Here is a 16,490-nt window from a genome sequence, read left to right as displayed (position 1 = left end):
TTCTTGCCGAGCGACCGGCCCTGCGTGGCATTGTTATGCCAAGGATCGGCTCCGTTGACCCGCTGTCCGCATCCTTGTGCGGACATTAGTTTATTGCGGGGCCGGGGGGAAGCCGTTGAGTACGTGGTCGGACGACCGTGCCGATTATCACGAGCCGTCTCGTGCCGGCTTCAGCGATATCGGGTCTGGTGATATCGGGTCTGGTGATACCGGGTCTGGTGATAGCGGTACAAGTCATGGCGGTTTGAGCGATATCGGGGAGGCAGCCTTCCTGCACGCTCCACGTGCCCACATCGCCGTGAAGCGGGCCTTTCCCGATCCCGACTTTCCCGATCCAACCGCTCCCGAGCCGTTTCGCCCGCCACAGACGCCCGAACTTCCCGACGATATCCGTTTCCTTGCGCATCATGGCGTGTCGGTGAGCATTCTTGCCGCCGCGGCGCTGGAAGCCGACACGCGCGGCGCCTGCGCGGCGGACCTCCTTCTTGCGCGCGGCCTTCTTTCGCGTGAGGCCTATTACCGTCATCTGGCGGCCACGCTTGGTGTGCGCTTTCTGGAGTTCTCCGCCCTGAGGCCGGATCCACGGCTGGCGCCATCGCTCGTGCGTGCCGATCCGGCCCGGCTCGCGGTGCTGGCGCTGGACGGGCAGGGAAAAAGCGAAGGTGTCGGGAGTGGTGACGGGGAACGCGCGGCCGAAGGCAAGACCGTTGCCCTGGCGCCGCGCCCTGCCAGCGTGGGGGAGGTTATCGCGCGGGTGCGTCGCGATCCCCGGGTCGCGTCCCGCATCGCCATCACCACGCCGGAAAGCCTCGCCCGCGCCGCCGCCATCCATTCCGCCGTCCATGGGCTGGCCGTCGCCCGGCCGGAATATTCCGCCGCCCATACCCGCCTGTTCGCCAGCGCGGCCTCCACCTTGCGCGCCGTGGCGCTTTTCGCCCCGGTTCTGGCGGCCGCCTTCTTCGCTCCCGGTCTGCTGATGGCCCTTGCGGGCCTGTTCTTTCTCGCAGGCAGCACCGCGCGCTTTTGTGCGGGGCTCTTCGATGGCGTGGAACATCCGCTGCGCCGCGGGCGCATGCCGCGCGGGCCCGACTGGCCGCTCTACACGGTGTTGATCCCGCTCTACCGGGAAGCCGCCGTCGCCGGGGATCTCGTTGCCGCTATGGCGCGGCTCGCCTATCCGCGTTCGCGCCTCGACATCAAGTTCCTGGTGGAAGAGGACGACGCCGAAACCCGCGCAGCCCTTGCCCGCGCCATTCCCGGTCCCCCCTTCGAAATCCTCGTCGTGCCCGCCAAGGGCCCGCGCACCAAGCCCAAGGCGCTTTCCTATGCCATGCGGTTCGCGCGCGGCGATCTCGTCACGGTCTACGATGCGGAGGACAGGCCGGAGCCGGATCAACTCGTGAAATGCGCCCGGCTCTTTGCCTCCGCCCCGCCATCGGTCGGCTGCGTTCAGGCGCGCCTTGCCATCGACCATGCGGAAGAGACCTTCTTCACCCGCCAGTTCGCGCTGGAATACGCGACATTGTTCGACATCCTGCTGCCCTGGATGGCGGGGCGCGATCTGCTTTTGCCACTGGGCGGGACCTCGAACCATTTTCGCAGGCGCGCGCTGGAGGATTGCGGCGGCTGGGACCCGCACAACGTCACCGAGGACATCGATATCGGCATCCGTCTGGTGCGCGATGGCTGGCGCATCGTCACGGTGGAATCCACCACATGGGAGGAGGCGCCGCTCACCTTTTCCGCGTGGTTGAACCAGCGGGTGCGCTGGCACAAGGGCTGGCTGCAGACATGGCTCGTCCACACCCAAAGCCCGCGTCAACTCTGGCGGGATCTGGGCCCCGTCAACTTCGCCGTCACCGTGTTGCTGTTTGCGGGAACCGCGCTGGCCCTCGTCGCTCACCCCGCCTTTCTCGCCGTCATCGCGCTTTACGCGTTCGACGATACGCTGGTACCGCGCCTGCGCGGTCTCGCCGATGCAACGGTTATGGGTGCCGGCACGGCGTGCCTGATCGCCGGCTATGGCGCATCCGCGTTCGCGATGTTGCGGGCCGCGCGGCGCCGGCGGCTGCGCATTCGGCCGCTCGACTGGGCGGGCCTTCCGCTCTACTGGCTGATGATGAGCGCAGCCTTCGCCGTCGCGGTGGTGGAACTCGTTCTTCGCCCGTTCCATTGGCGCAAGACGAACCATGGCCTTGCCAGGCGGCGGCGGTCGAAGGAAGCCGGAACCAGCGGTGCAAGACGCACGAATGAAAGGGGGGAGGGGGTGGAGCGGGTGAAGGGAATCGAACCCTCGTCGTAAGCTTGGGAAGCTTCTGCTCTACCATTGAGCTACACCCGCGAAGCACTGTCTCTTTTCCGTGTCCGGACCCGTCCTGTCAAGCGGAATAGCGTGGGCGCGGAGGCGCAGGCCCCAGGCTTTCAACAGGAGGAGCGCGCTCCGCCTCGCGAACTGTCTTTGCGGCATCAGCCCTTGGCAGACCCCGTATCTCCACCTACATCGCATCGGCAAACCGCGGCCGTGAGGGCCGCCTTTGGGAACCGGGGTGAACATGCGTGACAGGCTGCGGGAAATCGTCCAGTCAAGGCCGTGGGAATGGACGATCATCTCCATCATCGTCCTCAATGCGGTGACGCTCGGGCTGGAAACAAGCCCCACCATCACCGGTGCGATCGGCGGCCTGCTGAGTGCCGTCGACCATGCTGTCATCGCCATCTTCGTGGTCGAGATCGCGCTGCGGATCTTCGTCTTCCGGCTCTCGTTCTTCCGCCGGCCGTGGAGCCTGTTCGACTTTTTCGTCGTCGCGGTCGCGCTGGTGCCGGCGACCGGTGCTCTGTCGGTGCTGCGGGCGCTGCGCGTTCTTCGGGTACTGAGGCTCGTCTCCGCCGTGCCATCGCTGCAACGCGTCATCGGCGGGCTGATCGCAGCGCTCCCCGGCCTCGGCTCCATCGTGCTCCTGATGAGCCTGGTCTTCTACATCTTCTCTGTCATGGCGACGAACCTCTATGGCGAGACGTTTCCCGAATGGTTCGGCTCGCTCGGCGCCTCGGCCTACACGCTGTTCCAGATCATGACGCTGGAAAGCTGGTCGATGGGCATCGTGCGTCCCGTCATGGAGGCGCATCCGCTTGCCTGGATCTTCTTCCTGCCCTTTATCCTGGCCACCGCCTTCACCGTGCTCAACCTCTTCATCGGTATCATCGTCTCCGCCATGCAGGAGGAGCACGACCAGATCGCGGAGGCCGACCGTCAGGCGATCCATTCGGAAACCGGCATCGTGCTGGAGGAGGTGAGGGCGCTGCGCCGCGAACTGGCGGAGTTGCGCCGCAGCGTGGAGGCCGAGGCGCAGGGTTGAGGCGAGGCGGGGGGCGGCAAGCGACCCATCCTTCAATCGCTCCGCCGTCATCACCCGGCGCAGTCCGGGTGATCCAGCGCTACCCCTTGCGGGCCCTCCCCAACGTGTCGGCGACCATCGCGCCGCGTTCGCCCATCGGCAGGGGCGTGCCGGTGGTGGAATCGCGGGCCGTCTGGTGCTCCAGTTCGGCGTTGAGTTCCGCGCCCACGATAAGGATGACCACGGAAATCCAGATCCACACCATCAGGCCGATGACCGCACCCAGCGTGCCGTAGGTGGCGTTGTAGTCGGCGAAATTCTCGATGTAGTAGGAAAACGCGAAGGAGGCGGCGAGCCACAGCGGGGTGGCCAGCAGTCCGCCCCAGCTGAGCCAGCGCCATTTCGCCCGCTCCCGGCTCGGACCGAAGCGGTAGATCAGCGTGATGCCGAAGCCGATCACCGCCAACAGCACCGGCCAGCGGGTGAGCCCGATCAGCCGACCCGCCAAGTCGCCGAGATCGACGAAGGCAAGTACCGTCGGGATCACGCCGATGGCAAGGACAAGAAGCGCGCCGGTGAAGATCGCCCCCATCGTGAAACCCAGCGAAATCAGGTTCAGCCGCAGGATACTGCGCTTCTCCGCTTCGTTGTAGGCGATGTTCATCGCCTCGAACAGCGCCTTGATCGCCGCGTTCACGCTCCACAGCGATACGGCGAGGCCGCCGTAAAAGGCGAAATTGAGCGTGTTGCGGGTCTGGGAGGCGAGCGCCTCCAGCTGGGCGTGGATGAGGCCGATGGCCGCCGCCGGGGCGATGCCCTCCAGCGCCTGCACGTGATCGGCGATGGTCAGCGGATTGGCGACGAGCCCGTAAAGCGCCACGAAGGCGGCAAGGCCGGGAAACAGCGCCAGCAGGAAATAATAGGTGGCGCCGGCGGCCACCAGCATCACCCGGTCGATGACGATCTGGTGAGCGACCCGCCAGAGGACGTCGAGAAGTCCGCGCAGGGGGATCTGCGAGGGTCTTGACGCCGACCGGCCGCGGCCGGGTTCGGCGTTGTGGCAGGCCGCCGCCTCGTCATCGATGGCGTCGCTGTCGCTCGTTTCCCTCACGCCTCCCCCTTGCTCCACCGCTCTCGATTGTCATCCCCGCGCAGGCGGGGATCCAGCATTCCAGAGGCCCAACTTCCGTGCCCGGATAGAAGCGCCCGGGGTCACTGGTTCCCCGCCTGCGCGGGGATGACAACCGAATGTGTCGCTCGCATACGACGCAACCCGGCCATCCAATTGACCGCCTGTCCAGAAACCTCCAACACCCGTCGCTCTGGTGAAAGGCCTTGTTCCGCGAAAAGTTCCGGACTGGCCCCGTGGCCGATCGGCGCCGGCTACTCCATCGCCCTGAAATGCTTCGACAGCTTCAGCGCCTGGCCCTGGTAGTTGGAGCCGATGCCCTCGCCGTAGAGCGTCCTCGGCCGCTCCGCCATGCGCTCGTAGACGAGCCTGCCCACGGTCTGGCCGTGGTCGAGCATGAAGGGCACGTCGTGCGAGCGCACCTCCAGCACGGCGCGCGAGCCGGCCCCGCCGATCTCCGAATGCCCGAAGCCGGGATCGAAGAAGCCGGCGTAATGGACCCGGAATTCGCCCACAAGCGGATCGAACGGCACCATTTCGGCCGCCAGATCGGGCGGCACGTGCACCGCCTCGCGCGAGACGAGGATATAGAATTCGTTCGGATCGAGAATGAGTTCCGCCGCCCCGCGCCGGTGGATCGGCTCCCAGAAATCGAGCGGATCGTGCGCCGCCTTCACGTCCATGTCGATGACGCCGGTGTGCCGCTTGGCGCGAAACCCGACGAGCCTGTCCTTGCCCGTGCCGGCGAGATCGATGGAAAGCTGAAGCCCGCCGCCGATACGCGCATGGCCGCCGGTGATCAGTTCCGCCGCCGCGTCGATGCCGGTCAGTTCCTCGTCGGAAACCGTCGGATGCCCGCGCCGGAACCGGATCTGCGAAAGCCGCGTGCCCGTGCGCACCAGCACGGGGAAGGTCTTCGGGCTGATTTCGGCATAGAGCGCGCCGCTGTATCCCGCCGGCACCGTGTCGAATTCCTGGCCCTCATCGGTGATCACCCGCGTGAACACGTCGAGCCGGCCGGTGGAACTTTTCGGATTGGTCGCGGCCGCGACATCGGCGGGCAGGTCCAGTTCTTCCAGCAGCGGCACGATATAGACGCAGCCCGTCTCCAGAACGGCGCCGCCGGTCAGGTCGAATTCGTGCAGCTTCAGCCGGTCGAGCTTGCTGGCGACCGACTTGCCGGGCCCGGGCAGAAAGGAGGCGCGCACCCGCCAGGCGATCTTGCCAAGTCTCAGGTCGAGGCTCGCCGGCTGGATCTGATCGTCATCGAACGTCCGGTCCGCCACGATGCCGCCACTTGCGAAAAGCGCCTCGATCATGTGCGCCGGCAGGATGCCGGCCGGTGCGTCTGTCATGTCGTTCATCGCCTTTCGCGCTGATCTGGCCTGTCGCCCTTGCCGGGCCCCTCGCCTTATCCGGTACCCCCTTAACCGATCCCCGCATTGACGCCAAGCCGCTCTTGACGTATTCAGGTCAACGATCCCGTGGTGATTTGGGCCGGTCGGCTTGCAGCCACGTTAAATAAGTCGCTAAAAAGACCGGGTGCTTTGGAGCCCGGCCATCTGCGACCGGGTTTTTTTGTATCTGGAGCATCGAATGACGAACGAGAAAGACTGGCGTCCGGCAACCAGACTGGTGCATGGCGGCGCATTGCGTAGTCCGTTCAACGAAACCTCCGAAGCGCTCTTCCTGACGCAAGGCTTCGTCTATCCGAGCGCGGAGAAGGCCGAGGCGCGCTTCAACGGCGACGATCCGGGCTTCGTCTATTCACGCTATGCCAATCCCACTGTCGACATGTTCGAAACGCGCATGTGCGAGCTGGAAGGCGCGGGCGCCGCGCGGGCGACCGCCAGCGGCATGGCCGCCGTCACCGCCGCGCTGTTGGCCTCGGTGCGCGCCGGAGAGCACATCGTCGCGGCCAAGGCGCTGTTCGGCTCGTGCCGCTATATCGCCGAAACCGTGTTGCCGCGCTTCGGCGTGGAAGCGACGCTGGTCGACGGCACGAAGATCGAGGAATGGAAGGCGGCGGTCAGGCCCAACACCCGCGTGATGTTCCTGGAATCCCCGACCAACCCGACGCTGAGCGTGGTCGATATCGCCGCCGTCGCCGACATCGCGCATGAAGCCGGCGCCCGCCTCGTCGTCGACAACGTCTTCGCCACCGCGCTGTGGCAGTCGCCGCTGAAGCTCGGCGCCGACACCGTCGTCTATTCCGCCACCAAGCACATTGACGGCCAGGGCCGGTGTCTGGGCGGTATCGTTCTGTCGGACGAAGAATGGATCGAGGAGGAATTCCATCCGTTCTTCAAGCACACCGGGCCGAGCATGTCGCCGTTCAATGCCTGGGTGATGCTGAAGGGGCTGGAGACCCTGCCGCTGCGCATCGAGCGCCAGACCGAGAGTGCCGGCCGCATCGCCGATTTCCTGGCCGACCACAAGGCCGTCTCGAAGCTGATCTATCCTGGCCGCGCGGATCACCCCCAGGCGGACATCGTGAAGAAGCAGATGACGGGCGGTTCCACCCTCGTCGCCTTCGAGCTCGCCGGCGGCAAGGAAGCGGCCTTCTCCTTCTGCAACGCGCTCGACATCATCAAGATCTCCAACAATCTGGGCGACGCCAAGAGCATCATCTGCCATCCGGCCACAACGACCCACCAGAGTGTCGCCGAAGAGGCGCGGCTGGAAATGGGGATCACCGGCGGCATGCTGCGCTTCTCCGTCGGCCTGGAGCATGTGGACGACCTGCTCGCCGATATCGACGAGGCGCTGGCCGTCATCTGAGCCGCCATCATCCGACCGGCAAAAGGCCGATTGCCTATCTCCTCCGGCATGGCAATAGTAACCGCCATGTTGCTGTCATGCCGGAGGCGATGATGCGGTTCAGGGGCGGGGTCGGGTTTTTGCGTGTCGCGGCGGTCCTGCTGGGCTCGCTCGCGTTCTCGGGGGCCGCGGGTGCGGCGTCGTGCGGCAATGACGGGTCTGGCTTCGATGCCTGGCTTGCCGCTTACAAGAGCGATGCCGCCGCCCGGCGCGTCGCCTCGCGCGGCGTTATCGAGAGCGCGCTGTCCGGTGTGCGCTACGATCCCAGGGTCGTCCGCCTCGATCGCTCTCAGAAGTCTTTCAAGCTGAGCTTCAACCAGTTTTACCGCCGCCGCGTTTCCAACGCGATGATCAGCCGGGGGCGGTCCTATATCGGCAACAACCGCCGGCTTTTTGATCGCATCGAACGCGACTTCGGCGTGCCACCGGAAATCATCGTCTCCATCTGAGGGCTCGAGACCGGTTTCGGCGCCAATAGCGGTTCCATGCCGGTCATGCGCTCGCTGGCCACCCTTGCCTTCGACTGCCGTCGGTCCGCCTTCTTCACCAACGAACTCGACAGCGCGCTGAAGATCGTCGCGCGCGGCGACATGGCCCCCTCGCAGATGCGTGGCGCCTGGGCGGGCGAAATCGGCCAGACCCAGTTTCTCGCCTCCAACTACATGAAATACGCAGTCGACTACGACCATAACGGCCACCGCGATCTCATCCGCTCCGTACCGGACGTGTTGGCCTCGACCGCCAACTACCTCAAGGCCTACGGCTGGCGGCCCGGCCAGCCCTGGGGCCCGGGAACGGCCAACTACAAGGCGCTGCGCGGCTGGAACAAGGCAGACGTCTACGTGCAGACGATCTCCGCCATGGCGGAGAAGATGGCGGGACGGTAGGGCCGCAACCTCGCTATCCAGCGCGCCGTCGTTCCGCACATTCCGTCGCCCGCACTCACTCGCGCAGCATCAACGCGCCGTTGATCATCCGCATGATCGCGGAAAAGTAACACACGCCCGCGAACACCCACGCCAGCACTGCGAAATGGGCTGGCCACAGGCAGATCGCCACGAAGAAGGCGATCGTCTCCGTCCCTTCCGCGATGCCGCCGAGATAGTAGAGCGACTTCACCCCTTGCGCCGATGTCGAAAGCCCGCGCTTTTGCGCGATAGCGGCAAACGCCAGGAATGTCGTGCCGGAGGCGTAGAAGCTCGCCAGCAAGGCCGCCCCGGCAAACCCGTTCGCGGCGGGATCGGCGATGACGAAGGCGAGCGGGACCGCCCCGTAGAACAGGAAATCGCACACGATATCGAGATAGCCGCCGGCGTCGGTAAGCCGGGTCGCGCGCGCCACCGCACCGTCGAGCCCGTCCGCGAGCCGGCTGGCGAGAATGAGGACAAGCGCAACGAGGGGACGATGAAGGGCGATGGCCGCCGCCCCCGCCAGCCCGAGCGCAAGGCCGGTGAAGGTCACCGCATCCGCGCCGATGCCGAAACGCGCCAGCACACGGCCTGCCGCGTTGAGCGGGCGATCGATCCTGGGGCGGAGATAGGCGTCGAGCATGGGCCTGAAACGAAGCTGGTATTGGAGAGGGGAAGGCGAAGGGTTGAGGCAAGTTCCTGCTCCTACCCTGCGTTGAGGCGAGGCGTCCGGTCAACAGCGCGAAGGCTTTGTCCTGTCGGTTCAAGAAGATATGAACGCGTCCGGGGACCGAATGAGGCCGGTCTGGGCGCGAATGCGATTCACCTTTGCCGCGGCTTGATTTAGAATGAAGCGAGAATGCCGACCTCAACCGCAGCGCCCGAAGGCTCTGCGCGCCTTTCACGGAACAGGAAAATGTACAGCGAAGAGACGCGGGGTATCGAGGTTGTGGTCGAGCCGACCTATCTGGCGGACCAGTCGGCCCCGTCGGACGACCACTATTTCTGGGCCTACACCGTGCGCATCGTCAACCAGAGCGACGACACCGTGCAGCTTCTGTCCCGCCACTGGAAGATCACCGACGCCTCGGGCCGCGTGCAGGAGGTGCGTGGTGCTGGAGTGGTCGGCGAGCAGCCGGTTCTCAGGCCCGGCGCCAGCTACCAGTACACGTCCGGCTGCCCGCTCGCCACGACATCGGGCATCATGGTCGGCTCCTACCAGATGCAGACAAGGGATGGCGATGTCTTCGCTGTCGCCATTCCGGCCTTTCCGCTCGATATTCCCGATCTGCCCCGGGTCCTGAATTGACGTGCATCGCGGCCCGGACGATGCGATACCGCGTTGACGCCCCCTTGCCGCTGCACGACAGTCCAGCTTCACGTCAAATGATCGTCCGAGGCCCCATACTTGCTTGACCTTCGGCCCATCCTGCTTGTCACTGGGGTGCTGCTCGCCACGCTGGGCGTCGCCATGATGGTGCCGGCGCTGGTCGATCTTGCGGCCGAGAACGACGACTGGCGCATCTTCGCCGCCTCATCGCTGCTGACGATGATGATCGGCCTTGCGCTGTGGCTGTCCTCGCGCGGCTCGCCCGGCTCCATGGGCCTGCGCCAGGCCTTCGTCATGACATGCCTTGTCTGGATCGTGCTGTCGGCCTTCGGGGCGCTGCCGCTGCTGTGGTCGGGCAGTGTGCCGACCTACACGGACGCCTTCTTCGAGGCGATGTCCGGCCTCACCACCACCGGGGCGACCGTCATCGTCGGGCTCGACCATGCCGCACCCGGCGTGCTGTTCTGGCGCGCCATCCTGCAATGGCTGGGCGGGCTCGGCATCATCGTCATGGCGCTCGCGGTGCTTCCGATGCTGAAGGTCGGCGGCATGCAGCTCTTCAAGGCCGAGGCCTTCGACGCGCCGGAAAAGATCCTGCCGCGCGCCACGCAGATCTCCGGCATCATGACGCTGATCTTCATCGGCCTGACCGGGACCTGCGCGATCCTCTACCACCTCGCCGGCATGGCGCTGGACGATGCGATCATGCATGCCATGACGACGGTGGCGACCGGCGGCTTCTCGACTAAGGACGCCTCGCTCGGCCATTTCGACAGCGCCGCCATCGACTGGATCGCCGTCGCCTTCATGTGTATCGGCTCACTGCCCTTCCTGCTCTACATCAAGCTCCTGCGTGGCGAGCCGCGCGCCCTGCTGCGCGACACGCAGGTGCGCACGTTCTTCATGCTGCTGGCGATCTTCATTCTGATCATCTGGCTCTTCCAGCACCACAGCGGCATTCATGACGGGATCGAGGGCCTGCGCTACGCGGCCTTCAACGTCGTCTCGGTGATGACGGGAACGGGCTACGCCAACGCCGACTACAATGCCTGGGGGCCGTTCTCGGCCGGGCTGTTCTTCATCATCATGTTCATCGGCGGCTGCGCGGGCTCGACGTCCTGCGGCATCAAGGTCTTCCGCCTTCAGGTGCTGTGGGCGAGCCTCGGCCAGCATTTCAACCGCAGCGTCTATCCCAACGGCATCTTCGTGCCGCGTTTCAACGGCCGGCCGATCGACGACAACGTCGTCGCCGCGGTGCAGAGCTTCTTCTTTCTCTACATCTGCAGCTTCGCGGGCCTGGCGATCGCATTGAACATGACCGGCCTCGACGACCTGACCGCCCTTTCGGGCGCAGCCACGGCGATTTCCAACGTCGGCCCCGGGCTTGGCGAGATCATTGGCCCTGCCGGCACCTTCCAGTCGCTCAACGATCCGGCCAAATGGGTTCTTTCCTTCGGCATGCTCTTGGGAAGGCTGGAACTGCTGACGGTGCTGGTGCTGTTCATCCCGCGCTTCTGGCGGGGGTAGGGGCGGGCGAGGGATCCTTGCGCCGCCGAGTGCCATAAACTCAGTTGGAGAAGAAGCGGAAACCGGCCGACCGGTGACATTTTCCCGCGCTGCGCTCTTTCCACCATCATCCCCCGGCTTTGTCCGGGGAATTTATTGGTCTATCCGGGCATGCGGGGACCGACACTGGATTGCCCGGACTGCGCCGGACAATGACGGTGGAGAGCTTACGGCGAGGTGGTTCGGGAGAACGTCGCGCGGACCCTGGCGAGGATCACGGAGCGAGGTCCACGGGGCGAGGACCACGGAGCGAGGTCCACGGGGCGAGGACCACGACAAAGGGGGCCGGACAAGGCCGTCCCGCAGGATGGGCGACCGCCCCACCCCACGCCCCGTGAAGCCTCAAACCACCCGGTTGCGCACCCTTGCGCTGAGCTCGATCGCGGCGACGGTGAGCTTGTCGAGGTGCAGCCGGTCGCGCAGCAGCGCCAGGAAGCGCAGCTCCTCCTGCTCGACGACGAGATCGGCCGCGGCCACCTCCACCGCCAGCGCATAGGCCGTCTTGTAGAGCTTTTCCGGCAGCGCGCCGGCGATCACTTCCAGCACGGTGTCGAGCCCGTCATCGCCCTCCAGCAGCGCACCGCATTCCTCCGCGACCTGCACGAGCTTGTCGGCGTCGAATTCGCGGAAAACGGGAAGTGTCTGAACGATCTCGCCGATTTTCAGCAGTTCGGAGTCGGTCATCGTGCTGTCGGCGGCCGAAATCGTCACCATCGTGTAGATCAGGGCTTTCTGGGGAGACACCGGGTCGGTCATGGGATGAACAGGTTTCCTGAGCAATGTTTAGTCTGCGGGGCGAAGGTAGGCATTCCCATACCCCTCCGCAAGCATAAGGCTGACGTGGCGAATTTTGCTTCACTTTTATCGTATTCCGCAATTCCATCCGTACGCTGCTTGTTCTAGTGTCCCGGCGCGCCGCGAACGGCGCTTCATCACGATTTCAATGGAACAAACCGGAAAATGACCGAGCAATCCCTGCCCCCGCTTGACCTGTCGCCTGAATTTATCGAGGCGGCCCGGGCTTCCAAAGCCTGGCCGTTCGAAGAGGCGCGCAAACTGGTCAAACGGATCGAGAAGCGGGGATACGACAAACCGGTGTTGTTCGAGACAGGCTACGGCCCGTCCGGCCTGCCGCATATCGGCACCTTCGGCGAGGTCGCGCGCACGACCATGGTGCGCACCGCCTTCCGGTTGCTGACCGAGGACAAGATCCCGACCCGGCTGCTGTGTTTCTCCGACGACATGGACGGGATGCGCAAGATCCCCGACAGCGTGCCCGACAAGGCCGCGCTGGAGCCGTACCTGCACATGCCGCTGACCGTCGTGCCGAATCCCTTCGGCGGCGATTACGCGAGCTTCGGCGCGCATAACAACGCGATGCTGCGCCGCTTCCTCGACACGTTCGGTTTCGACTATGAGTTCGCGAGTGCGACCGAATACTACAAGTCCGGCAAGCTCGACGAGACGCTGCTGAAGGCGCTGGAACGCTACGACGACATCATGAAGGTGATGCTGCCGACGCTGGGCGAGGAACGCCAGGCGACCTATTCGCCCTTCCTGCCGATCTCGCCCAAGACCGGCCGCGTTCTCTACGTGCCGATGAAGGCGGTGGATGCGAAGGCCGGCACCATCACCTATACCGACGAGGATGGCGACGACGTCACGCTGGACGTGACGGGCGGCCGGGTGAAGCTGCAGTGGAAGCCCGATTTCGGCGCCCGCTGGGCGGCGCTCGGCGTCGATTTCGAGATGTTCGGCAAGGACCACGGCCCCAACATGGGCGTCTACGACAGGATCTGCCAGGTCATGGGCGGCACCCCGCCGGAGCATTTCGTCTACGAGCTGTTCCTGGACGAGAACGGCGAGAAGATCTCCAAGTCGAAGGGCAACGGCCTCACCATCGACGAGTGGCTGACCTACGCGCCGACCGAGAGCCTCGCGCTCTACATGTTCCAGAAGCCCAAGAGCGCCAAGAAGCTCTATTTCGACGTCATTCCGAAGGCGGTGGACGAATATTACACCTTCCTCCAGAAATACGCCGACATGCCGGTGATGCAGAAACTCGGCAACCCGGTGTGGCACATCCATTCCGGCAAGGTGCCGGCGATCGACATGCCTGTGCCCTTCGCCATGCTCTTGAACCTCGTCTCCGCCTCGAATGCGGAGAACAAGGATGTGCTGTGGGCCTTCATCTCGCGCTATGCGCCGGGCGAGACGCCGGAGACGAACCCCGAACTCGACCGCCTCGTCGGCTATGCGATCCGTTACTTCGACGACTTCGTCAAGCCGGCGAAATCGTTCAAGGCACCGGACGAGGTGGAGCGTCAGGCGCTCGCCGGTCTCGACGCCAAGCTCGCGGCGCTGCCGGCCGATGCGGACGGCGCGACGATCCAGGATGCGATCCTCGATATCGGCCGTGCCATCGAGCGCTATCAGGACGCGAACAAGAAGGGCCCCGACGGCGGCCCCGGCGTCTCGGTCGTGTGGTTCCAGACGATCTATCAGTGCCTGCTGGGTCAGGAAAAGGGCCCGCGTTTCGGCTCCTTCGTGGCGCTCTACGGCATTGACGAGACCCGCGCGCTCATTGCCAAATGTCTCAAGGGTGAGCTGGGCTGACGTAGCCGGGAGGATGTGAATGGGGCAGGGGAGTGCAGCCATCCGGCTTGCCGCGCTGGCGAGCTGGCTCGCCTTTCCCGTCTACGCCTGGCAGGGCATCGGCGTCCGGCTCACCGTCCGCCGTCTCCTGCCGGCACCCGGAGAGCCAAGCGGCCGTATCGCAGGCGAAGGCACCGATCTGAGGCTGCTTGTCGTGGGCGACTCGTCCGCCGCGGGTGTCGGGATCGATCATATCGAGGAAGGGCTGGCCGCCCAGGTCGCCCGCATCCTCAACGAACGCACCGGCCGCGCGGTGTCCTACCGCACGGCCGGCTTCAACTCCGCGATCTCCAACGAGATCCGCGACCACGTCATGGCGCATATCGAGCCGCGCGACTGGACGCACGTGATCATTTCCATCGGCACCAACGACATCAAGAATTTCCGGACCGGGAAAGGCTGGAAGAAGGGGTTCGGTGGCCTTCTATATGCGCTGCGCGCCCGCTTTCCGCAGGCCGCGCTCTACTGGCCGAACATCATGCCGATGGACCGCGTGCCCGCGCTTCCGCCCACGCTCGGCCGCATTCTGGAGCGCCGCGCCGCCCTCATCAACATGATCGGCAACACGCTGTGCGCCGAACGCGGCGCGACCGCCATTCCGCGCATGCTGGACTTCGGCCCCGACGCCTTCTGCGAAGACGGTTTTCATCCCTCCGCCGCAGGCATGGCGGACTGGGGCGAGCACGTGGTGGACCATATGCACCTGCCCGAGGCCCCCTGAGCCAGTCCGGCCTCCTCACGGGCGTGTGGGCGAAATGCGGGTAAGTCGCGTTCTCCCGCCAGAGTTTAAATACCATGATACCGCGTATTGAGTGCAGAATGAGAAGTAACGCCTCGGCATAACGGCTATCATATCAAATAAATTCTCACGTTTGCGGCAATTATATCGTAATAAATCCGCATTCTTGAATAAACTTACGTTTAACAATTGTGCGATGAATATATTCATATGCGAGGTGGTGTCTTTTGAATGAGGTTATATTGCTTCTTTTCGGGATGTCACTGTTGACTATTGGGGTCGGGCGGCCTTGAATATAAGGGGCATCTCATGTCTTTGGCGAATATGTCGATTTCCAGGAAGATCGTCGTGATTGTCGCGCTGATCAGCGTCTTCTCGATTGCGAACAGCGTGATCGGTTTCGTGTTTCTGAATCGGGTCGGCGGGGCGGTTGTCTCTGTCGACGAAACCGCCGGTCAGGTCCGGATGGGCGCGCGCATGAACCAGGATGCTCTTGAATTGAGCCGTTCGGAATACCGTATCGCGGCGGAACCGGACGCGCTCGATGAGGTGAGCGCCGCTGTGGCTCGGAGCAAGGCATCCTTTCTGGATCGCTACGAACGAGCGATGAAAGACGCCGGCGCACGACAGCGGCAGCTGCTGGACGAAGCGCGCAGCGCGTTTGACCGCTATACGGAAAAGCTGGAGGAAACACTGTCGCTGGCGCGCGATGCGTCGAACGAGGATGTCGCCGCCCTGCGGGACCGTCTGGCACAGCGCGTTGCGGAGAACCGCAGTCTTGTTACGGACATGCGGTCGCGTCTGGCGGCTTTCGTGAGCTATAACGACACCAAGGGCGAGCGGGCCTCCCGGGATGCCGCCGACACCTCGTCATTCGCCAGCGCGGCTGTTGTCTTGCTTGCGGCGGCCGGCGTTGTCGGCGGGTTCGCCCTGGCGATTTTCGTATCCCGCCGGTTCGTCGTGGCGCCGGTAACGCGGCTGGTCGCCGGGCTCAAGCGTCTGGCCGCCGGTGACTTCGAGTTGTCGATCGACTACGTGGAGCGGGAGGACGAGATCGGCGATATCGCCAAGGCGATGCTGGTCTTCAAGGAAAATGCTCTGGAACGCCAGAAACTGCGGGCGGAGCAGGAAGCCGAGATGCACGTCAAGGCGGAGCGCGCGGAGCGGATAGCGAACCTGACCGCGCGTTTTCGCGGGGAAGTCGATGAATCCTTGAACGTTCTCAGTTCCGCATCCACCGAACTGGAAGCAACGGCTCAATCTCTGGCGGCGACGGCGGAGGAAACGGCCAATCAGAGTTCTTCCGTCGCCGCAGCGTCCTCGCAGGCGTCCTCGAACGTGGAAACGGTTGCCTCCGCCGCGGAGGAGATGACCGCCTCCATCAAGGAGGTGAGCTCCCAGGTTCTCAAGACGTCGGAACTCGCCGGGAGCGCACGCACCCACGTGTCCTCCGCCACCGGACGGGTCTCCTCCCTGAACACGGGGGCGGAAGCGATCGGCGAGGTCATCAGCCTGATCAGCTCGATCGCCGAGCAGACAAATCTCCTGGCGCTGAATGCCACCATAGAGGCCGCACGGGCGGGCGAAGCGGGTCGGGGCTTTGCGGTTGTCGCGGCGGAGGTGAAGGAACTCGCCAACCAGACCTCCAAGGCGACGGAGGAGATCACCACCCAGATCAGCAAGATGCAGGAGGACGTCCAGTCGACGGTTCCGATGATCGAGACGATCGCTCACGTCATCGGCAATCTGAGCGAAATCTCTGCGGCCGTGGCCTCCGCTGCCGAAGAGCAGGCGAGCACCACGGAGGAGATCGCCCGCAATGTCAACGAAGCGGCGAGGGGCACGGGTGAGGTCTCGCGCAACGTCGTTTCGCTGAACGAAGCGGCGGAAACCAGCAGTGCGGCGACCACTCAGGTTCTCGCCACCGCCCGTTCCGTTGCCGACAAGAGCGAGCGGCTGAACGCCCAGGTCACGGACTTCATCAGGGAGATCCAGGCCGCCTGATCTG

Annotated in this window: 12 protein-coding genes, 1 tRNA gene, 1 pseudogene and 1 riboswitch; of the genes and pseudogenes, 9 read left to right on the top strand and 5 right to left on the bottom strand. The window is 64.7% G+C overall.

All coding sequences use genetic code 11. The features are described from left to right. Nucleotides 1-115 precede the first annotated feature (115 nt). Nucleotides 116-2,302, top strand: coding sequence for a glycosyltransferase (locus tag C8N35_RS00860; protein WP_146177321.1), 2,187 nt, complete (start codon nucleotides 116-118; stop codon nucleotides 2,300-2,302). Here the strand turns inward: C8N35_RS00860 and C8N35_RS00855 are convergent. Next, a tRNA-Gly gene (locus C8N35_RS00855) sits at nucleotides 2,268-2,341 on the bottom strand. The two genes, C8N35_RS00860 and C8N35_RS00855, sit on opposite strands and share 35 nt — an antisense overlap. Before the next feature lie 211 nt (nucleotides 2,342-2,552). Between C8N35_RS00855 and C8N35_RS00850 the strand changes: the two genes are divergently transcribed. Next, on the top strand, nucleotides 2,553-3,356 hold the full coding sequence (locus C8N35_RS00850) for an ion transporter (RefSeq protein WP_107987747.1): 804 nt from the start codon (nucleotides 2,553-2,555) through the stop codon (nucleotides 3,354-3,356). Between the two features lie 79 nt (nucleotides 3,357-3,435). On the opposite strand, the gene C8N35_RS00845 is transcribed toward C8N35_RS00850, so the two are convergent. Together C8N35_RS00845 and C8N35_RS00840 are read right to left on the bottom strand one after the other, a co-directional pair. Beyond that, complete coding sequence (locus C8N35_RS00845) at nucleotides 3,436-4,446, bottom strand: YihY/virulence factor BrkB family protein (protein WP_245926610.1); 1,011 nt, start codon at nucleotides 4,444-4,446, stop codon at nucleotides 3,436-3,438. A 272-nt stretch (nucleotides 4,447-4,718) separates the two neighbouring features. After that, nucleotides 4,719-5,819, bottom strand: coding sequence for a 2'-deoxycytidine 5'-triphosphate deaminase (locus C8N35_RS00840; protein ID WP_107988987.1), 1,101 nt, complete (start codon nucleotides 5,817-5,819; stop codon nucleotides 4,719-4,721). 119 nt (nucleotides 5,820-5,938) lie between these two features. Continuing rightward, a riboswitch (SAM riboswitch) is annotated at nucleotides 5,939-6,018 on the top strand. A gap of 42 nt (nucleotides 6,019-6,060) precedes the next feature. Between C8N35_RS00840 and C8N35_RS00835 the strand changes: the two genes are divergently transcribed. Both C8N35_RS00835 and C8N35_RS00830 read left to right on the top strand, forming a co-directional pair. Next, nucleotides 6,061-7,245, top strand: a complete 1,185-nt coding sequence (locus C8N35_RS00835; RefSeq protein ID WP_107987746.1) for an O-succinylhomoserine sulfhydrylase — start codon at nucleotides 6,061-6,063, stop codon at nucleotides 7,243-7,245. A 92-nt stretch (nucleotides 7,246-7,337) separates the two neighbouring features. Next, nucleotides 7,338-8,171 (top strand): annotated as a pseudogene (locus C8N35_RS00830) (lytic murein transglycosylase). 55 nt (nucleotides 8,172-8,226) lie between these two features. On the opposite strand, the gene C8N35_RS00825 reads toward C8N35_RS00830, so the two are convergent. Further along, a complete protein-coding gene (locus tag C8N35_RS00825; RefSeq protein ID WP_107987745.1) occupies nucleotides 8,227-8,835 on the bottom strand; it encodes a CDP-alcohol phosphatidyltransferase family protein in 609 nt (202 codons plus the stop codon). Between the two features lie 273 nt (nucleotides 8,836-9,108). Between C8N35_RS00825 and apaG the strand changes: the two genes are divergently transcribed. Beyond that, the gene (gene apaG, locus C8N35_RS00820; RefSeq protein ID WP_107987744.1) at nucleotides 9,109-9,501 is read left to right on the top strand and encodes a Co2+/Mg2+ efflux protein ApaG; all 393 of its coding nucleotides are present in this window, start codon (nucleotides 9,109-9,111) and stop codon (nucleotides 9,499-9,501) included. Between the two features lie 99 nt (nucleotides 9,502-9,600). Next, on the top strand, nucleotides 9,601-11,049 hold the full coding sequence (locus C8N35_RS00815; RefSeq protein WP_107987743.1) for a TrkH family potassium uptake protein: 1,449 nt from the start codon (nucleotides 9,601-9,603) through the stop codon (nucleotides 11,047-11,049). Nucleotides 11,050-11,430: 381 nt separating this feature from the next. Here C8N35_RS00815 and C8N35_RS00810 read toward each other — a convergent pair whose 3' ends face one another. Further along, nucleotides 11,431-11,844: a tellurite resistance TerB family protein gene (locus tag C8N35_RS00810; protein ID WP_107987742.1), complete on the bottom strand. Its 414-nt coding sequence runs from the start codon at nucleotides 11,842-11,844 to the stop codon at nucleotides 11,431-11,433. A gap of 204 nt (nucleotides 11,845-12,048) precedes the next feature. On the opposite strand from C8N35_RS00810, the gene C8N35_RS00805 reads away from it, so the two are divergent. From C8N35_RS00805 to C8N35_RS00795, 3 genes are all read left to right on the top strand, one after another. Next, nucleotides 12,049-13,704 (top strand): lysine--tRNA ligase, encoded by a 1,656-nt coding sequence (locus C8N35_RS00805; protein WP_107987741.1) that lies wholly within the window; start codon nucleotides 12,049-12,051, stop codon nucleotides 13,702-13,704. Between the two features lie 19 nt (nucleotides 13,705-13,723). Beyond that, the gene (locus C8N35_RS00800; protein ID WP_107987740.1) at nucleotides 13,724-14,464 is read left to right on the top strand and encodes an SGNH/GDSL hydrolase family protein; all 741 of its coding nucleotides are present in this window, start codon (nucleotides 13,724-13,726) and stop codon (nucleotides 14,462-14,464) included. A 327-nt stretch (nucleotides 14,465-14,791) separates the two neighbouring features. Further along, nucleotides 14,792-16,486: a methyl-accepting chemotaxis protein gene (locus C8N35_RS00795; RefSeq protein ID WP_107987739.1), complete on the top strand. Its 1,695-nt coding sequence runs from the start codon at nucleotides 14,792-14,794 to the stop codon at nucleotides 16,484-16,486. The last annotated feature ends 4 nt before the right edge of the window (nucleotides 16,487-16,490 follow it).

It is taken from the genome of Breoghania corrubedonensis (genome assembly GCF_003053845.1).
GTDB lineage: Bacteria > Pseudomonadota > Alphaproteobacteria > Rhizobiales > Stappiaceae > Breoghania > Breoghania corrubedonensis.
This window is presented reverse-complemented; position numbering and strand designations above follow the sequence as displayed.

Coding starts and splice junctions, on each gene's coding strand:
- C8N35_RS00795 (WP_107987739.1), top strand. CDS start 14,792: ATGTCTTTGGCGAATATGTCGATTTCCAGGAAGATCGTCGTGATTGTC.
- C8N35_RS00825 (WP_107987745.1), bottom strand. CDS start 8,835: ATGCTCGACGCCTATCTCCGCCCCAGGATCGATCGCCCGCTCAACGCG.
- C8N35_RS00800 (WP_107987740.1), top strand. CDS start 13,724: ATGGGGCAGGGGAGTGCAGCCATCCGGCTTGCCGCGCTGGCGAGCTGG.
- C8N35_RS00835 (WP_107987746.1), top strand. CDS start 6,061: ATGACGAACGAGAAAGACTGGCGTCCGGCAACCAGACTGGTGCATGGC.
- C8N35_RS00805 (WP_107987741.1), top strand. CDS start 12,049: ATGACCGAGCAATCCCTGCCCCCGCTTGACCTGTCGCCTGAATTTATC.
- apaG (WP_107987744.1), top strand. CDS start 9,109: ATGTACAGCGAAGAGACGCGGGGTATCGAGGTTGTGGTCGAGCCGACC.
- C8N35_RS00810 (WP_107987742.1), bottom strand. CDS start 11,844: ATGACCGACCCGGTGTCTCCCCAGAAAGCCCTGATCTACACGATGGTG.
- C8N35_RS00840 (WP_107988987.1), bottom strand. CDS start 5,819: ATGACAGACGCACCGGCCGGCATCCTGCCGGCGCACATGATCGAGGCG.
- C8N35_RS00850 (WP_107987747.1), top strand. CDS start 2,553: ATGCGTGACAGGCTGCGGGAAATCGTCCAGTCAAGGCCGTGGGAATGG.